This is a genomic window from Paraburkholderia phytofirmans PsJN (genome assembly GCF_000020125.1).
In the GTDB taxonomy this organism is placed as follows: domain Bacteria; phylum Pseudomonadota; class Gammaproteobacteria; order Burkholderiales; family Burkholderiaceae; genus Paraburkholderia; species Paraburkholderia phytofirmans.
In genome coordinates this window covers 188,376-203,885 of sequence record NC_010681.1, presented here as the reverse complement: position 1 = coordinate 203,885, position 15,510 = coordinate 188,376, and the positions used below count along the sequence as shown (strand labels likewise).

Genomic DNA, 15,510 nt, shown 5'->3' with positions numbered 1-15,510 from the left:
ACCGAGCGGCCCTATAGCTCGCTCGGCTATCTGTTGCGAGAGCAGTTCGCTCGGACGCATGACCCAGCCCAGGAGTCTTTAACCCACAACTCTAACTGCGGCTGGGACGAAAACGGGAGGCAGCTCAATCCGCTCTCGGCAGACGCATGATTCCTCTAGGAATTTCTCGCCTTCGCAGGTAAGGATGGATTGTGTAGCGACTTCTAATCCGAATTTCCACGGAGCGGATCGTCGGCGTCAGCCAGCCGGGGGCGGGCCGGGTTAAAGGGTTTGCAGTGCGCGGCAGACCGAAGTCCATGATCAAACCATGAGAATTGTTACGTGTCAGGATTTGCCCGTCCGGCAGACGAAGCAACGCGTACCGGTCTATCGGCAGCGAACGGTCTCCGGTTGATGCCCGGGGTCCTGTCTTGACAATCTTTAACGTTTCACCGGACGCGCACGCCTGTCGGGGGCATTGGCCGCGGGTTGCCAGTGCCCGCGCCTGATTGCAGCCCTGTCACGGGGCAACGGAATCGGAATAGCTTTCCTGGATGGCCAGAATATCGTCCAGCGCCTTCATGAACACCTCGACCACGGTCGGGTCGAAATGACTGCCCGAATGGTCGCGAATGTAGGCAACGGCTTCGTCGCGCGGCCACGCCGGCTTGTACGGGCGAGCCGAAACGAGCGCATCGAACACGTCGGCCACGCCCACGATGCGTGCGGCCTGCGGAATGGCCTCGCCCGCGAGACCCTGGGGATAGCCGCTGCCATCCCATTTCTCATGGTGCGCCAGAGCGATCTGACGCGCCATGGTCATCAACGCCGAGTCGTCGCCGCCCAGCAGTTCGGCTCCGATGGCCGGATGCTGCTGCATGATCTTCCACTCCCCGGCGTCCAGTTTTCCGGGCTTGAGCAGGACCGCGTCAGGAATGCCGATCTTGCCGATATCATGCATCGGGCTGGCGTGCAGCATCAATTCGACGTCGGCTTCGCTCCAGCCGAGATGGCGGGCCAGCAGCGCGGCAGTATGGCTCATGCGCAGGATATGGCGGCCGGTCTCGTTATCCCGGTACTCGGCGGCGCGGCCGAGACGGCGCACCATCTGCAGCCGGGTTTCGAGCAGTTCGCGGGTGCGGGCCTGAACCCGCTTTTCGAGCACGTCGTTATGCTCGTGCATCAGGCGGTGGGCAAGGTGGGCGTCGAGCAGATTGCGCACGCGCATCAGGAGCTCGCTGCGGTCGAACGGTTTGCCGACGAAATCCCGCGCCCCCGCCGCCAGCGCCTTGAGCAGCCTTTCGCGGCCGTGCTCCGCCGTCAGCACGACGATGGGCGGCAGCAGCGGGTCGTCCAATGCCTTGAGCTGGGCCATGACCTGATAGCCGTCGAGATGCGGCATGTTGATATCCAGCAGGATCAGGTCGGGGCGAATTTCCTGATAGGCACGCAAAACCTGGCGTGGGTCCTGCACACAGGTCAGACGAAAATAGCCCTCGCTGCCGAGCAGCTTTTCCAGCAGCTTGAGATTGGCTGGCTCGTCGTCAACGACAAGAATGTGCGCGTCATCATGTTTGAGCGTCATTGCTGCGTTTCTCCATCACGCCCGGCAGATGGGCATCAATGCTGGCGAGGAAACGCCCGATGTCGAGAGGCTTGGTCAGGTAATCGGCGAAGCCTGCGGCGATGCCCCGTTCGATGTCGCGGGGCATGGCGTTGGCCGACACCGCGATCACGGGCACATGCCGCAGCTGGAGGTGTGACTTGAATACCTCCAGCACCTGGTAGCCGTCCATGTCGGGCAGGTTGATGTCCAGCAGGATCAGGTCAGGTTGATGCGAAAGCGCGAACTCGATGCCCATCTCGGGCGCGTACATGGTGACCAGACGGATGTGGCGTAGCTTGTCCAGAATCTGGGTGACCAGTTTGAGATTGACCGGGTTGTCATCGATGTACAGGATGTAATGCTCACCCTGCCTTGCCGTCACTGGCGCAACACCGGAATCATTGGCCAGCAGGGACAGCGGCGCCGGTTGCGACGACAGCTGTGCCAGAGGTAGTTCCACCCAGAAGCGGCTGCCTTTGCCGGGCTCGCTTTCAACACCGATCCGTCCGCCCATCGCTTCGGTCAGTTTGCGGGTGATAACGAGGCCGATGCCGGTCCCTTCGACCGAAGCGTGGTCTGCGCCCAGCCGGCTGAAAGGCTGGAACAGTTCGCCCAGGCGTTCGGCGCAAATGCCCGCCCCGGTGTCGGCAACGGCGATGCGCAGCCGCGAGCCATCGGGCTCGACTATGACGCGGACCTCGCCCGAGGGATGGTTGTACTTGATGCCATTGGACAACAGGTTCAGCACGATCTGCTTCAGGCGCTGGTTGTCGGCACATGCGGCAGCACGTTCGGGTATCTCCAGGTGCAGGTCGATCTCCCGGCTCGTCGCCAGCGGCTGCACGAGCTGTGCGCAGTCCCGGATGAGCGTCGACACATCCACCGTCTCCAGCGAGAGGGTCGTTTTGCCGGACTCGATGCTGGCCAGATCGAGCACTTCATTGATGAGGCCCAGCAGATGGTGCCCCGCCTTGAGGATTTCTGCGATGCTGTCGAGCTGGTCCGTGCTCAACCCGTCATCCATCTCCAGTATCTGCGCGAACCCCAGGATGGCATTAAGCGGGGTGCGCAGTTCATGGCTCATGCTGGAGAGGAACTCGGACTTCGCATGACAGGCCCGTTCGGCCTCGGCCTTGGCCAGCTTCAGGGCCTGTTCGGATTCCTTCTGTCGCGTGATGTCGAGGATGGTGGTCAGCCGCAGTTCGCGCCCGCCGAACCTCTGGTCGCGCCCGCGAACGATGGCCGGGAAGGTGGTGCCGTCCCTGCGCAGCATTTCCGATTCATAGGTTTCGGCCCAACGTTCCTCGATCAGTTGCCGGGCCATGGGAACGACCCTCGGGCTGGTGTAATCGAGCACCGGGTGGCCGATGGCTTCTTCGCGCCGGCAGCGAAACAGTTCGAGCCAGCGGTCGCTTACGTCGACGATGATCCCGTCGGCACACACCACGACGCCTTCCTCGACGTTATCGAGAAAGAAGCGAAAACGCGCCTCGCCTTCGCCCAGGGTCTCGCAGGGCATCGGAGCAGCGCGCGGACCCGCGCGGCGGAGCGGCATCCTCGAACGCAAGCCGTCAATGAGTGCCCCCCACTGATCCTCCAACGTCGGTACAGGGAGGAAGTGGTCGACACCCAGGTCGAGCAGGTTGAGGCTTTCATCGAAGGCAACCGGTGTATCGGTGAGCGCGATCCAGGCGCCGACCGCGCGGCCATACGCCGAAAGCCGCTCACGTTGTGGCGCCGCCAGTTCTCTCATCCAGGACGAGGGCGTGAGCAGCACGTCGGCTTCGCACGGCGGCTGCGGTAGTTGCTCCAGCGAACGGACAGGCAAAAGGCCGCGCGCGGCCAGATGCCGTTCGACCGTCTCTGGCAGAGTGACGTCGCGAGCCTGAGCTAACAGGGTCCTGCTCTCCGTACGAACGGCCGGATGATTGATCATCGATTTTTCGCGCGAAAGGGGTTGGATAACGGGGAAAAACGCGGCGCCATTGTCCTCCCTGGTGTAATGCTGCTATCCAGGACTTCGTCCCGGCGGTTCTTCTGGTGTCGCGATCCGTAATTGCATCAGGGTCATTTCTTTACGTCGTGCTGTCCAGTGTCTGCCCGTGTTCGGCTCCCGGACTCTTCCCGTTGTCGATACCCTCTGCGTCCCCTTTCCCAGGCACCGAATGGGCGACACGCGTATCGACAAGCCTGATGCGGCCAGTGCCGACGATCTCCGCCAGCGCAGCCGGGCGGCCGAACAGGAAGCCCTGCGCTTCGTCGCAACCTTCCTCGGTCAACAGCGCGAGCTGGCTTTGCGTCTCGATCCCTTCTGCCAGTACGGGGATGCCCAGGCTTTTGCCCAGCGCCAGCACGGCCCGGATGATGGCCCGGTCCTGGGGACTGGCTTCCGCCTCGCTGAAGAACGACTGGTCGAGCTTGATCCGGTCGAAGGGAAATGAGCGCAGCGTGTCGAGCGACGAATAGCCGGTACCGAAATCGTCCAGCGCGATGCTCACACCCAGTTCCTTGAGTTGCCGCAGCGTGCGCAGCGAGCGGCCGCGGTCCGCGAAGATGGTCGATTCGGTCAGTTCCAGCTGCAGGCGTTGCGCTGGCAGACCGGTTTCGCCCAGCACGCCGGCGACGAGCTGCGTCAGGTTCGCATGCGCGAACTGGACGGCCGATACGTTGACCGCAACCGGATATGGCGGGTCCCAGGAGATGGCCATCGCACAGGCCTGACGCAGCACCCATTCCCCGATCTCGAGGATAAGACCGTTCTCCTCGGCAAGCGGAATGAACGTCGCGGGTGGAATCGGTCCCTGTACCGGATGCCGCCAGCGCAGCAACGCCTCGTAACCCCGCGTTTCGCCCGTCACCAGCGACGTTTGCACCTGGTAGTGGATGCTGAGCTGGGTGGCTGCCAGCGCGCCGCGCAAATCCGAGGCGAGGTTGCGCCGCGCCCGCACCATTTCGTCCATCGCCGGCTCGTAAAAGCAGACGGACCGCGTCATACTGGTCTTTGCGCGATACATCGCCAGGTCTGCGTTGTTGATGAGAACCGGCTTGCTGGTCGCATCGTCGGGATAGATCGCCACGCCGAAACTCCCTCCCGTGACGACTTCGTATTCATCGAGCCTGACGGGCTTGTACAGGGCTGCTTCGAGGCGGCCCAGAAAATCCTCCAGCCCGGCCTCGGCCGTCACCTCCCCCGTCATCCGGCAGATCGCGGCGAATTCATCTCCGCCGATACGCGCGACAAATTCGTTTTCGCGCAGCAGGCCCGTCATGCGCCGCGCGAGGATGCGCAGCACTTCGTCGCCGGCGTGATGGCCGCGCAGGTCGTTGACTTCCTTGAACCGGTTCAGGTCAATGCCGATGAGTGCCAGTCTCGTGCCTGCCTCGCGCGCCAGCACAATTTCAAGATCCAGGCGCTCGTTGAAACTGCCCCGGTTCGGCAGCCCCGTCAGCAGGTCACTCAGTGCCATCCTGCGCAGATGCTCGAGTGATTCGGCCCGCACATCGCTGTCGATCAGATAGCTCACGAGCCCGGTGCAGACGATGACCAGCGACAGGCCGGCAATCGCCAGCGCAAGTGTGTGTAGTGCCGCCAGGTCGGAGAATGCCCCTGGGACAACCAGCGGCGTGATGCGCAGCGCTGTCATGCCGGTGAAATGCAACGTGAGGATGGCGAGCGAGAGCGTCACGGCCATGAGGTTGACCGCATGCGGCCCGGCCCGCATGGCGCAAACCAGCGCCGCCGCCGCGAACACCACGGAACATGCGACTGATGCGACCAGATACGGCACGTCCCACGAAATGATGCCTTCGATCCGCCAGGCCATCATGCCGGTGTAGTGCATCAGGGCGATCGCCACGCCAACGATCGCGCCGCCCAGTGCGGGCGCGAACCGGGTCACCCGGCTGCCGGCGAGCGCGAAGCCAAAGGTACTGCCGCCTACCGCGATCAGCAGGGACAGGACCGTCAAAAAAGGATCGAAACTGACTGGCACGCCCGCGTCGAAACCCAGCATCGCGACGAAGTGGGTGCACCAGATGGCGACGCCGGCCGAAATCGCCGTCAGGACATGCCAGCCCAGCTTCTGCATGCCGGCGGTGCCCACCGTGCGCTGGAACAGCCGGGCGGTCACCCAGGAACCCACGGCGCACAGTAACCCGGCCACGAGTACCAGCCAGACGTTGTGCTTCTCAGTAATGCATCCCAGCACTGTTACCACGACGATATATCCCCGTACCCCGCACCGCCAGTTGGCTCCTGCACGCCGCGTAATCAACCCGCACACGACGGACAGAGGTATGACTGGTTCGCGCCATCATCCATGCCGACGGGTCACGAACAGATCGTTGTCCGTATCGTGATCGCCAGCCCACGTTCCATGTGTCAAACGTTATTGCGCGCGGATTGACCATGCTTCTTCACAAGTCTTGCCAGGAATCTATGCTTTTTGACTTCCCTTCAGAAAATCCTGTATTCGGGCACCAACCGATAGTCAGCACTTCAAAAATAATCGGGCATTTAACGTCCGTCGATACCCGGGACGCACCATCGCCTCGTGATCCTTTTCCAGCTCCACTTCCTGCGTGCTTTCCGGCCAAACCATTTAAATCCATGCATTGCATATTAACGGAAGTAGGCTGAAAAACTGAACCCTGCCGATAATGATCGGATATCGCCAAACAAGATCTGACTATCCCCTGTCACCTGACGATACCTAAACTGGAGCTGGCCTTCTTGTGCACGCGGAGATATTGAGCAGTCGGCGGATCTCGGGAGAAACCGCCTACATCCGCGTTCCGGACGCCATTGCGGCCACCAGGCGGCGACTCCCGCGGCTGGCGCTGTTCCTCGCGCATGCGCGGCGGCCGGTGCTACGCTTTCAGGACTTCAGCGATACGGGTTATCCGTAAGCGACGATTCCAGCACACGGCGTGGCAGCTTGCGCGCCTTTGAAGGTCGAGCGTAGTCGCGTCGCGGCGCTCGGAATCGAGCGGCGGCGTCCGCGTGGATAGGGTGGAAGTCAGTCAGGGAGTTTTTGCTTTGGCCTGCTGCAAGCGGGCGTAATTGAATGGCAGCAGATCCGTGACGTCGGCGTCGGGCACGCGCTACGGCAACTCGGTGAGCACGTGCAGGAGATAGTCATACGGCTCGACGTCGCAGGCACGGCACGTCAGCACGAGGCTGTAGATCGTGGCACTGGCTTTTGCGCCGCCAACTGTGTCGCTGGCGCGAATGCCGCCGCCAACCTGTATTCGCTGATCGAAACGTGTAAGGCAAACAGCGTCGAACCGTACGGCTATCTCGTCGCGCTGTTCAAGGCACTCCCGCTTGCACACAGCGCCGACGACTATGAGGCCTTGTTGCCGTGGCGGGTCGCCGCCTCAACAGACTGACGCACACCCCGGCGCCGCGCGCAAGCCACGTCGTCTAATGAGCGCTTACCGTGCAAATTGGAATCGGATCCGGGTCCCCCAGTTACTCCTCGACGTAGTCTGTGGGCTGAATGTCGCGAACATATACCAAAACAGCTTGAGTCTGCCGGAAATGCCGGTGCCTTTAACAATTCCTGGCAAATACGTCTGAGGGGTACGTGCTGCTCTTCTCCGTGATCTGCGTGTGCATGCAACTGCTGCTGCAATACACCCGCTATGTCGCGGTGCTGAAGTGGTTCACGTTATCGCTCTTCGCATATTTCGCCGTACTGGCAGTGGTCCATCTTGACTGGATGCGCCTCGCGACCCGGCTCGTCATTCCCGATCTGCACTGGAACGCGGGCTACCTGACCGCGGTGGTCGCCGTGTTCGGTACCACCATCAGCCCTTATCTGTTCTTCTGGCAGTCCGAGGAGGAAGTGGAGGACATGCACGTTCATCCGAAGCGCCGGGATCTCTTCGATGCTCCACAACAGGGATCGGGCGCCCTGCATCGGATCGAAATCGACACGGTGGCGGGAATGGGGCTGTCCAATCTGGTGGCTCTGGCGATTCTCGCCACTACCGCTGCTACGCTCAACGTCGACGGCATCACGGATATCCAGACCTCTGCGCAGGCGGCGCTGGCGCTACGCCCCATTGCAGGCTCCTTCGCAGCCATCTTCTTTACCACGGGCATCGTCGGCACGGGCCTGCTCTCCGTACCGGTGCTGGCCGGTTCAACCGCCTATGCTATCGGTGAAGCCCGTAGCTGGCCGGTCGGGTTCACCCGCAAGGTTCAGGAAGCCAAAGCGTTCTATGCGACGATCGCCATCGCCACGCTGATCGGCATGATCGTCAATTTCACTTCCATCAACGCGATCAAGGCGCTCTACTGGAGCGCGGTGCTCAACGGCGTCGTCGCCGTGCCGATCATGATCGTCATGATGCTGGTCGCCTCCCGCGCAGACATCATGGGCCGCTTCGTCGTCCAGGGCCGGCTGCGGACGCTGGGCTGGCTTGCAACACTCGTCATGCTGGTCATCGCGCTGGCCATGCTCGCAACATCGTTCTGATCTGTCGCCGCGGCTATGCCGGTCCCGTCCGGCCTGATCGCCTCGTCTGGCGGGGCGGACCGCACGCGTGCCCGGTTGCCCCCAGATCAGCATTGAGATGCCTGTCGAGCGTCCTCATCGCACGCGTCTGCGGCATCGAGCTTCGCTGCGCCCGCTGCGCGCCGCCAACGTCAGGCACAGCATCCGGCGGCTTCGCCATGGCAAGGCGGGCATCCCCGAAGCAGTTCATGGAGTGGAACCGGGAGGGCACGGTTCTCCCGTTTGCAGGCCCCTCTCGCACAGCACCCTTCTACCCATAGAACGAGACCGATGCGTGCGCTTAAGGGTAATTGCGCATCGCATCAGCCGCTCGCGGTGGTCAATATTGTTTCCATCCTCCAGACAGACTTTTGTCCAACCCGACCAACACGAAGGAGGATTTATGGCAACCCGTATTGCATATGTCACGGGCGGCATGGGTGGCATCGGTACAGCAATCTGCCAGCGGCTGCACAAGGAGAACTTCACTGTTGTCGCGGGCTGCGGACCGAACTCGACGCGCCGTGCCCGATGGCTGGAGGAGCAGAAGACACTCGGCTATTCCTTCATCGCCTCCGAGGGCAACGTCGCCAACTGGGAGTCGACGGAAAAGGCCTTCAAAAAGGTCAAAAAGGAAGTTGGCGAAATCGACGTGCTGATCAATAACGCGGGCATCACGCGCGATGGCGTGTTCCGGAAAATGACCCACGAAGACTGGACTGCCGTCATCGACACCAATCTCAACAGCCTTTTCAACGTGACAAAACAGGTGATCGAAGGCATGGTCCAGCGTGGCTGGGGGCGCATCGTCAACATCTCTTCGGTGAACGGACAGAAAGGCCAGTTCGGCCAAACCAACTACTCCACGGCCAAAGCGGGCATTCACGGCTTCACCATGGCGCTGGCGCAGGAGGTCGCTGTAAAGAACGTGACGGTCAATACCGTATCGCCCGGCTACATTGGTACCGAGATGGTACGTGCAGTGCGCCCCGATGTACTTACGAAGATCGTGGAGAGCATTCCGGTGCGGCGGCTGGGCAATCCGGAAGAAATCGCATCGATCGTGGCATGGCTCGCTTCCGATGACGCCGGGTTTGCGACAGGCGCGGACTTTTCATTGAATGGCGGGCTGCATATGGGCTAGCGACCGGCGAAGCAGGCTGTCCGGCACCGGACGCAACGGTCTCTGCGTCCGGCGCTACGAGGAGTACCACCCGCAGTGCCGGACGCGATCTGCTCCGCCGCCTGGAAGCGCCCGATGCCGGGATCTGAACGGACACGGCGAGACCGTTCCGTGAAAGCCAGTGCGGGTATGCCGCGCTCCCGTTTCCGGTTCGCGCGGTCTCGCATGCCCACCTTCATCCCCCTTGCGCCGATAATTCGACGCAGGCAATCTGTACGTCAATCCTCCTTCAGACCGTCTCCCCCTTCCGTGCTGGCCACGGGTCTTACGAGTGCATCTCAAGTGTCGTCTCTGAAACGCTCCCCCGCTACGCCGAGCCGTAGCCGAATTACCGTCCGCCGCTCTTCCGTTCATGGCAAAGGCGTTTTCGCAACACGTGGCTTTCCCGTCGGCGCCCTGGTCTGTGAATACAAGGGCGAACGCATTGGGTGGGACAAGGCCATGCGCCGCCATCCCAGGGACCCGGATCACCCCGATCACACCTTCTATTTCGATGTTGGCGACGGCACGGTAATCGACGGCGGCGTCGGCGGCAACAGCGCGCGCTGGCTGAACCACTCCTGTCAGCCGAACTGCGCGACGTCCGGATTTTCATCCGTACCATCTGTGCCATCCAGCCGGGCGAAGAACTGAGCATCGATTACGCTCTCGTCGTGGAGGCGCGACATACCCGGCAGCTTCGGGAAAGGTTTGCCTGCCGATGCGGTTCGCCAGTTTGCCGCGGTACCATGCTGGCCGTACGACGACGTGCCAGGCAGAAGACAGGGATCGTCGCGCAGCTTCCTGCAGGGACGCCTGGCGATGCAACCGGGCAAACGCAGCGTACCGTGCGGGTCTTTGAACGCCCCAATGTCGACTCGCTGATTGTCGCGTGGCGCGAGGCGGGCCGCTGCTGTTACAGCGAGCAGCGCTGGGTGCGCGCGCAAGCATCGGCTGCCGGTATCTGTGCACTATCGGGCAATGCGTTCGTGGCGGGACAGATGGTCTTTAAACCACTCCACATCAATCCAGCACCGGTCAACCATGATGCGTGCATCGCCGAGTGCAGCGTTCCTCATCTCCCTGAGTTCGCGGAGGCACCGATTGACTGATGCGGAGGGAAAGTGATCGTGGACCCGCTACTCGAGCGCCGTACACGTAGACAATCCCGTACCAGTCATACGGCGGAATGGTCGAAATGGCGTGGGCAAACCCCCTGCAGAGCACCAATCTGAAGTCAGCGAACCGTTCCTTCACGCAGCCTGAAGATGTCCCAACGGCTCCGGACGGATGGTCATCGAGAATCATCTGGCCCGGATACGCAACAATCGTTCACTGCCTGCCCGGCGTCAGCTTGGAACAGGAAGTTGGCATTGGGCAAAGTTGACGCCGTGTGCGGATGTTCACTGCCTGCGAAGACATCGCGTCAACTGCGCACCCCGGATACATGTGCGCCGTCGAATCCCGTCCAGCATTGCGTCCCGAAATCGTACAGCTTGCAGTGACGCTTATCTACGCAGCGGAGCACACTCCTGAAAAGCAGCAGAGAACTGTTGCATTACGGATATGCGGTCCTGTCAGAAAATAGTCACCCCTTCCCGCCCCTCTGCTGACCTGAGTCCGTTGCATTCGTCAGTCAAACGTCTATATTTGACAGATGAAACTTCGCTCCGGTCCGGACCTCGTGTGCTGACGGGAGTGGTCTGATGCAGCACTCCGAGCCCAAAGGAGCGAATCATGACGGGTTGGCTGAAACTCGCGTTAATCGTCGCTATCGTCGTTGGTGTTGCGAAGGGCATCCAGTTGTTCAACCGGCATTGCCGACGTCGTTTCGGACACACCTTTTTTACGACGCGTGGGTTCTGGATCGCAGCCATTGCCATCAATCTGCTCTGGTGGGGTTTCTACTTCTGGGGGACTGCATACATCCACCATACGACAATGTCGGACGGAATCGTTTTGATGCTGTTCGGGGTCGCTGTGGTGACATGGCTTCTCTACGAAAACATTCGAGACACAGATCTCATTCACGGCATCGGTGGTTCGACCCTGCAGTTGGTGCTGTTTCTTCCCCTCGCACTCTATAGCTTCCCTTTGTTGATACTCGGCATGGTCTTCATACTCGTCGCCTCGTACAAGGCTGGCCCCGCGTTGCTCATTGACCGCTGAGGCCAAAGCGGGTGCGTTGCTGAATTGAAGTAGGGCCGAGGTATTTCAAAAGTTCAGGTAGTCGCCCGGCCGACATCAGAAGAGTCCCACAGGGTCCTTCGCCCTGTCCCAGCTATAGATGATCAGCTCGCCGCGCAAGGCGGTGTTGGCCGGTCCTCCGACCGTATATTGCAGTTCGACGCGCTCCCGTTGAAATCCTGCAAACAGGTCGTGGAATGCCACGTGATCATTGAGCGTGAGGATTGCCCGTCCCTGCAGTTCCTTTAGCACTGCCGCGATTCGTTCATACTCGCTGAACTCGAATGGCACGCCATAGCCCTCCGTTTCCAGGTATGGCGGGTCGAGATAGAAGAACGTATGCGGCCGGTCGTAGCGCGTCATGCATGTCTGCCAGTCCAGCTTTTCGATATAGGCACCCGACAGTCGAAGGTGGGCTGCGGACAGTGTTTCTTCAAGACGCAGAAGATTCAGCCCAGGCGGCGAGGTCGTCGCCGTGCCGAACGTTCGCCCGTCAACACGGCCGCCAAAGCAATTCTGCTGCAGATAGTAGAACCGTGCCGCGCGCTGGATATCCGTGAGCGTTTCCGGCCGCGTGTCCTGCAGCCATCTGAACACCTGGCGGCTCGTCAACGCCCATTTAAACTGCCTCACGAACTCTTCGAGGTGGTGCTGCACCACGCGATACAGATTCACGAGCTCGTCGTTCACGTCATTCAACACCTCTACCTCGGCGGGCGGGCGCATGAAGAACAGCGCCGCAGCGCCAGCAAACACCTCAACGTAACAGGTATGCGGCGGGAAGCGCGGAATAAGCACGTCCGCGAGCCGCCGTTTGCCACCTATCCACGGAATGATCGGCATCGCCATGACACCTCCTTTGCTCAGCGTTCCACCCCGGCCTGCGGATCGTCCGGAAACAGATCATGCTGTCCCTGACGGCGACGTGCGTGACTTTCCTCCTGTGCATGAACCGGTTTGCGGCGCCGTTGCTGTTCCTCGCGCTCGTTGCGCTCCATCGATGGCCTTTCTTGCTGCACCGGCATCGTCTGCACGAAGTCCCTGATCACTGTCGCCAGGCTTCGATCGTCCGCACTTTGCGAGCCCGCCATCGCATGCGCCACGCCCCGCCACGCTTCGAGTGCGCCAGCGTGCGCCTCCCGCAAGGCGCGGCGCGCGGCGCCGTCGAGTTCCGGCCGCCAGTAACGGGGTACTTCATCGCGCGCAGCCATATGTACGACGGCCTGTTTCGGATAGCGCTGCGTCTCACCGCGTGCCAGTCGCGTAGTCGCATTGGCCTCGACGCCATGCTCACGCAACTGGTACGCAAACCGTTCGCGCCAGCGCTGCAGATCCTGTTTGCGCGGATTGAGACGCCGGCCGTCCGGTCCACGTATCTGAACCGCCAGATGCACGTGCGGATGCGCTTCGTCGTCGTGTGCGGCAAAGATATACCGCCGGCCGTCGCCGAATTCTTCCGCCGCAAAGGCGCGTGCCGCGTTGCGTACCGCCTGGCGGTCCGTGCCGGGTGGCATCGACAACAATACATTGAACACCTCGCGCCTGCGGCTCTCTTCCGGAATTCCCCAGCCCCCGAGTCGCCACGCATCCGTGAGATCGTGAAGCGCCTCACGTCCGAGTACGGCCATGCCGTCCTGATCCTCGAGCTCGACCTTGCCGTTGCGGGAGATGTAGCGCAGATGGCGCCGCACGGCACTCATACCCTGGGCACCCGATGCCCTGTTCGTGATCTTGACCATCACCTCCGGGGAGCGTCTGAGCGTGCGCGCAAGCTGGTCACGGACCCGCCGCGCGTGCCGGCCGGGTTCTCCCCGAGACATGCGCGGCGCGCGAACATGGTGAAGGGGATCATGAAAGAGCCGGTCTCCCCAGTTCAGCAGCATCTGATCGACCCAGGTTTTCGGGAACGCCATGCTAGCGGCTCCAGCGATCGAGGTTGGCACGCAGCACCTGCGTGACCGCGCGCAGGTGCGCATCGATCACGGCGCGCGTTCCTTGCAGCACGCGCGCCGCGTCGCTCACGTCCCCGCGCGCCTGCAACCGGCCCAGCAGCGTGACGATCGTGGCCAGGTATTGGTTCGAGTCGGCGAGCAGGCGCATCTCACGCTCGCCCAGTTGGGGCTCGTGCACAAGCCGGGCACGGACCACGGCGACGATCCAGCGATTGACGGCCAGTCCGCCTGCGAGGGCGTGTCGCCTCGCGGCATCGAGTTCTGCGTGCGTGAGGCGAATCTCGATGCGTTCACGAGGCCCGTCGACGGAAAGCCAGCCCACAGCGGGTCCCGGCAGGTCGTCGGACAGCTCGTGCTCAGCGAGCACGCCGTGCACCAGTTGCCGGATACCTTCAGCCGGCGAAACACCGTCGCGGGCGCACCGCGCCTCCCAGTGTGATTTCACCGGCCCGAGATCTACACACAACCGTGCGCGCGTCTTCATGGGAGAGCAACTACAGACCTGGCGGCGCAGGCTCGGACGGTGTGCGCTCCATCTCGCGAGCCGTGGCGCGCTCCTGGGTTGCGCGCGGCCGGCGGCTGCGTGCGGAAGGCGCCTCCGGATCAAACACGCGCGGCCGCGGGACCTCGACGCCCTCGGCCTCGAATGCGTCCAGCAGCCGTTGCGCCCGTTGCTGCACCCGTGAAATGGATCGTTCACTGAAGCCCTGCTGCCGCATCGCCGTGGTCAGTACCGCCAGTTGCACCGCTCGCTCCTCCGGCGACGCTGTCGAACGGTCGTGTCTGTCTGCGGCCGCGGCATGACGGGAAGGCATCGGTTTGTCGGTTTCAGCCTTGCTTTCGGGCGTATCGGGCATATCAGGCACGTCGACCTGCGACTGCGTCCGCACCCGACCGGTGACATCCACCTGCCACGTGTTGCGGTAGACCTCCTTCTCTTCCTCGCCAATCACCTTACCCGTCGCATCCAGCACGGGGACGTTCACGGTAACCCAGCGCCTGCCGAGATTTTCCAGTGTCACCCGTTCTCCCGTGATGGCGCCCGCCTCCGAAATGGCCCGTTCCAGATCCACGCCCCAGACGACATGGTCCGCACCAGCCGCATCGCGATAAACGACGTAGTACGAGTCGCTGCGTGCGGGGTTGTGCTGGTAGGGTGCCCCACCGTGCTCGACGAGCTCACCCACGTAGCGCTGCCGTTCCTGACCCTCGGGTTCGGCTTCGCGCGACGCGGCATCACGCGACGACGCAGTCTGCGGCAGCTCGCCCGGCGCAGGGGGGATCTTTGCCCCTGCCGCAGGTTGGGGGTTGGCGTCAGGTTTCAGCGGCTGTTTCACAGGCTGCCCGTTCGGGCTGGCAGACACACCTGGCTTGACCTCCTGCGTTTTCGTGGAACCCGCAGGTACCTGCGTCGCGGCCGACGTTTCTGTCACGTCGATCCGGTTGGTCATGCGTTCGCGACGCCCTTCTGCCAGACGCGCAAAGTCAACGGCCTTCGGCTCATATCCGCTCACTTCAATGCCGAGCAGCGTGGCCTGGACCCAGACCTCGCGCCGGAACTGCTCATGACCCGCCACGCGGATACGCCCCCATGCCTTCGCACGGACCATGTCCACCATCGACTCGACCACGTCAGGACGGTTGTGCTCGGTGACCAGATAAGGGCCGATATCCTCGAACGCGAGCTGATGCGGCGCGTCCTTCAGGAAATACTGGTTACCCGCCCGCAGGTAACGCTTCCTCACCGTCTCCGGCGGATTGCCAAGCGGCACCCACTGCACGGAAGGTGCGTCGCCGCTGCCACGTGGTGCCCTTGGCTGCGTTGCCCACTGCGGTGCCGGATGCTGTGCGGCATCCTGCGACGGAGCATCCGCCTGGATGGCCCGATCGCGCAGCCGCGAGCGCGCCGCATCGAACTCACGGCGTCGGCGTGCGGCCAGTGCATCGGCTGCCATCTGATCGAAGCGCTCCGCGCCCCCGGCGCCGCCCTGCGGATCCGGCAGTGGGGGCGGGTCCGGCTCGATCACGTTGATGACCGGTTCGTCCGCAGGCGGCCCGGAAGAAATTGCGGTGTCATCCATCATGGATCTCCCTCTGGTCACTGCCCTGGCAGGCAGCGCG

Annotated in this window: 12 protein-coding genes and 2 pseudogenes; 6 read left to right on the top strand and 8 right to left on the bottom strand. The window is 62.3% G+C overall.

The window, feature by feature from the left end; all coding sequences use genetic code 11:
- Nucleotides 1–499: 499 nt before the first annotated feature.
- From BPHYT_RS00885 to BPHYT_RS37005, 4 genes and pseudogenes are all read right to left on the bottom strand, one after another.
- Entirely contained in the window at nt 500–1,564 is a 1,065-nt protein-coding gene (locus BPHYT_RS00885; protein ID WP_012431273.1) for an HD domain-containing phosphohydrolase, read from the bottom strand.
- The gene (locus tag BPHYT_RS36620; RefSeq protein WP_012431272.1) at nt 1,548–3,521 is read right to left on the bottom strand and encodes an ATP-binding protein; all 1,974 of its coding nucleotides are present in this window, start codon (nt 3,519–3,521) and stop codon (nt 1,548–1,550) included. The genes BPHYT_RS00885 and BPHYT_RS36620 overlap by 17 nt, the downstream gene beginning before the upstream one ends.
- A 139-nt stretch (nt 3,522–3,660) precedes the next feature.
- Complete coding sequence (locus BPHYT_RS00875; protein ID WP_238535610.1) at nt 3,661–5,748, bottom strand: putative bifunctional diguanylate cyclase/phosphodiesterase; 2,088 nt, start codon at nt 5,746–5,748, stop codon at nt 3,661–3,663.
- Between the two features lie 859 nt (nt 5,749–6,607).
- Nucleotides 6,608–6,808, bottom strand: a pseudogene (locus BPHYT_RS37005) (transposase domain-containing protein); the annotation flags it as partial.
- Here BPHYT_RS37005 and BPHYT_RS00870 point away from each other — a divergent pair.
- The 6 genes and pseudogenes from BPHYT_RS00870 to BPHYT_RS00850 form a co-directional block, all read left to right on the top strand.
- A pseudogene (locus BPHYT_RS00870) lies at nt 6,800–6,976 on the top strand (transposase domain-containing protein); the annotation flags it as partial. The pseudogenes BPHYT_RS37005 and BPHYT_RS00870 sit on opposite strands and share 9 nt — an antisense overlap.
- Before the next feature lie 197 nt (nt 6,977–7,173).
- The gene (locus tag BPHYT_RS00865) at nt 7,174–8,070 is read left to right on the top strand and encodes an NRAMP family divalent metal transporter (RefSeq protein ID WP_021161997.1); all 897 of its coding nucleotides are present in this window, start codon (nt 7,174–7,176) and stop codon (nt 8,068–8,070) included.
- Nucleotides 8,071–8,491: 421 nt separating this feature from the next.
- On the top strand, nt 8,492–9,232 hold the full coding sequence (locus BPHYT_RS00860; RefSeq protein WP_012431270.1) for a 3-ketoacyl-ACP reductase: 741 nt from the start codon (nt 8,492–8,494) through the stop codon (nt 9,230–9,232).
- A 321-nt stretch (nt 9,233–9,553) separates the two neighbouring features.
- Nucleotides 9,554–9,904 carry an SET domain-containing protein gene (locus tag BPHYT_RS37000; RefSeq protein WP_306415732.1) on the top strand — a complete coding sequence of 117 codons (351 nt, stop codon included), beginning with the start codon at nt 9,554–9,556 and terminating at the stop codon, nt 9,902–9,904.
- 95 nt (nt 9,905–9,999) lie between these two features.
- Nucleotides 10,000–10,362: a DUF3331 domain-containing protein gene (locus BPHYT_RS38980; protein WP_049868851.1), complete on the top strand. Its 363-nt coding sequence runs from the start codon at nt 10,000–10,002 to the stop codon at nt 10,360–10,362.
- Nucleotides 10,363–10,987: 625 nt separating this feature from the next.
- Nucleotides 10,988–11,419 carry a hypothetical protein gene (locus BPHYT_RS00850; RefSeq protein WP_012431268.1) on the top strand — a complete coding sequence of 144 codons (432 nt, stop codon included), beginning with the start codon at nt 10,988–10,990 and terminating at the stop codon, nt 11,417–11,419.
- Nucleotides 11,420–11,494: 75 nt separating this feature from the next.
- Here the strand turns inward: BPHYT_RS00850 and BPHYT_RS00845 are convergent, their stop codons facing one another.
- Genes BPHYT_RS00845 through BPHYT_RS00830 form a run of 4 tightly spaced genes read right to left on the bottom strand, consistent with a single transcriptional unit; the run spans nt 11,495 to nt 15,473 of the window.
- Complete coding sequence (locus tag BPHYT_RS00845; protein ID WP_012431267.1) at nt 11,495–12,286, bottom strand: DNA adenine methylase; 792 nt, start codon at nt 12,284–12,286, stop codon at nt 11,495–11,497.
- A 14-nt stretch (nt 12,287–12,300) separates the two neighbouring features.
- Nucleotides 12,301–13,350, bottom strand: a complete 1,050-nt coding sequence (locus BPHYT_RS00840; protein ID WP_012431266.1) for a relaxase/mobilization nuclease domain-containing protein — start codon at nt 13,348–13,350, stop codon at nt 12,301–12,303.
- A 1-nt stretch (nt 13,351) separates the two neighbouring features.
- Complete coding sequence (locus BPHYT_RS00835) at nt 13,352–13,873, bottom strand: hypothetical protein (RefSeq protein WP_012431265.1); 522 nt, start codon at nt 13,871–13,873, stop codon at nt 13,352–13,354.
- 10 nt (nt 13,874–13,883) lie between these two features.
- Entirely contained in the window at nt 13,884–15,473 is a 1,590-nt protein-coding gene (locus BPHYT_RS00830; RefSeq protein WP_012431264.1) for an LPD7 domain-containing protein, read from the bottom strand.
- Nucleotides 15,474–15,510 lie beyond the last annotated feature (37 nt).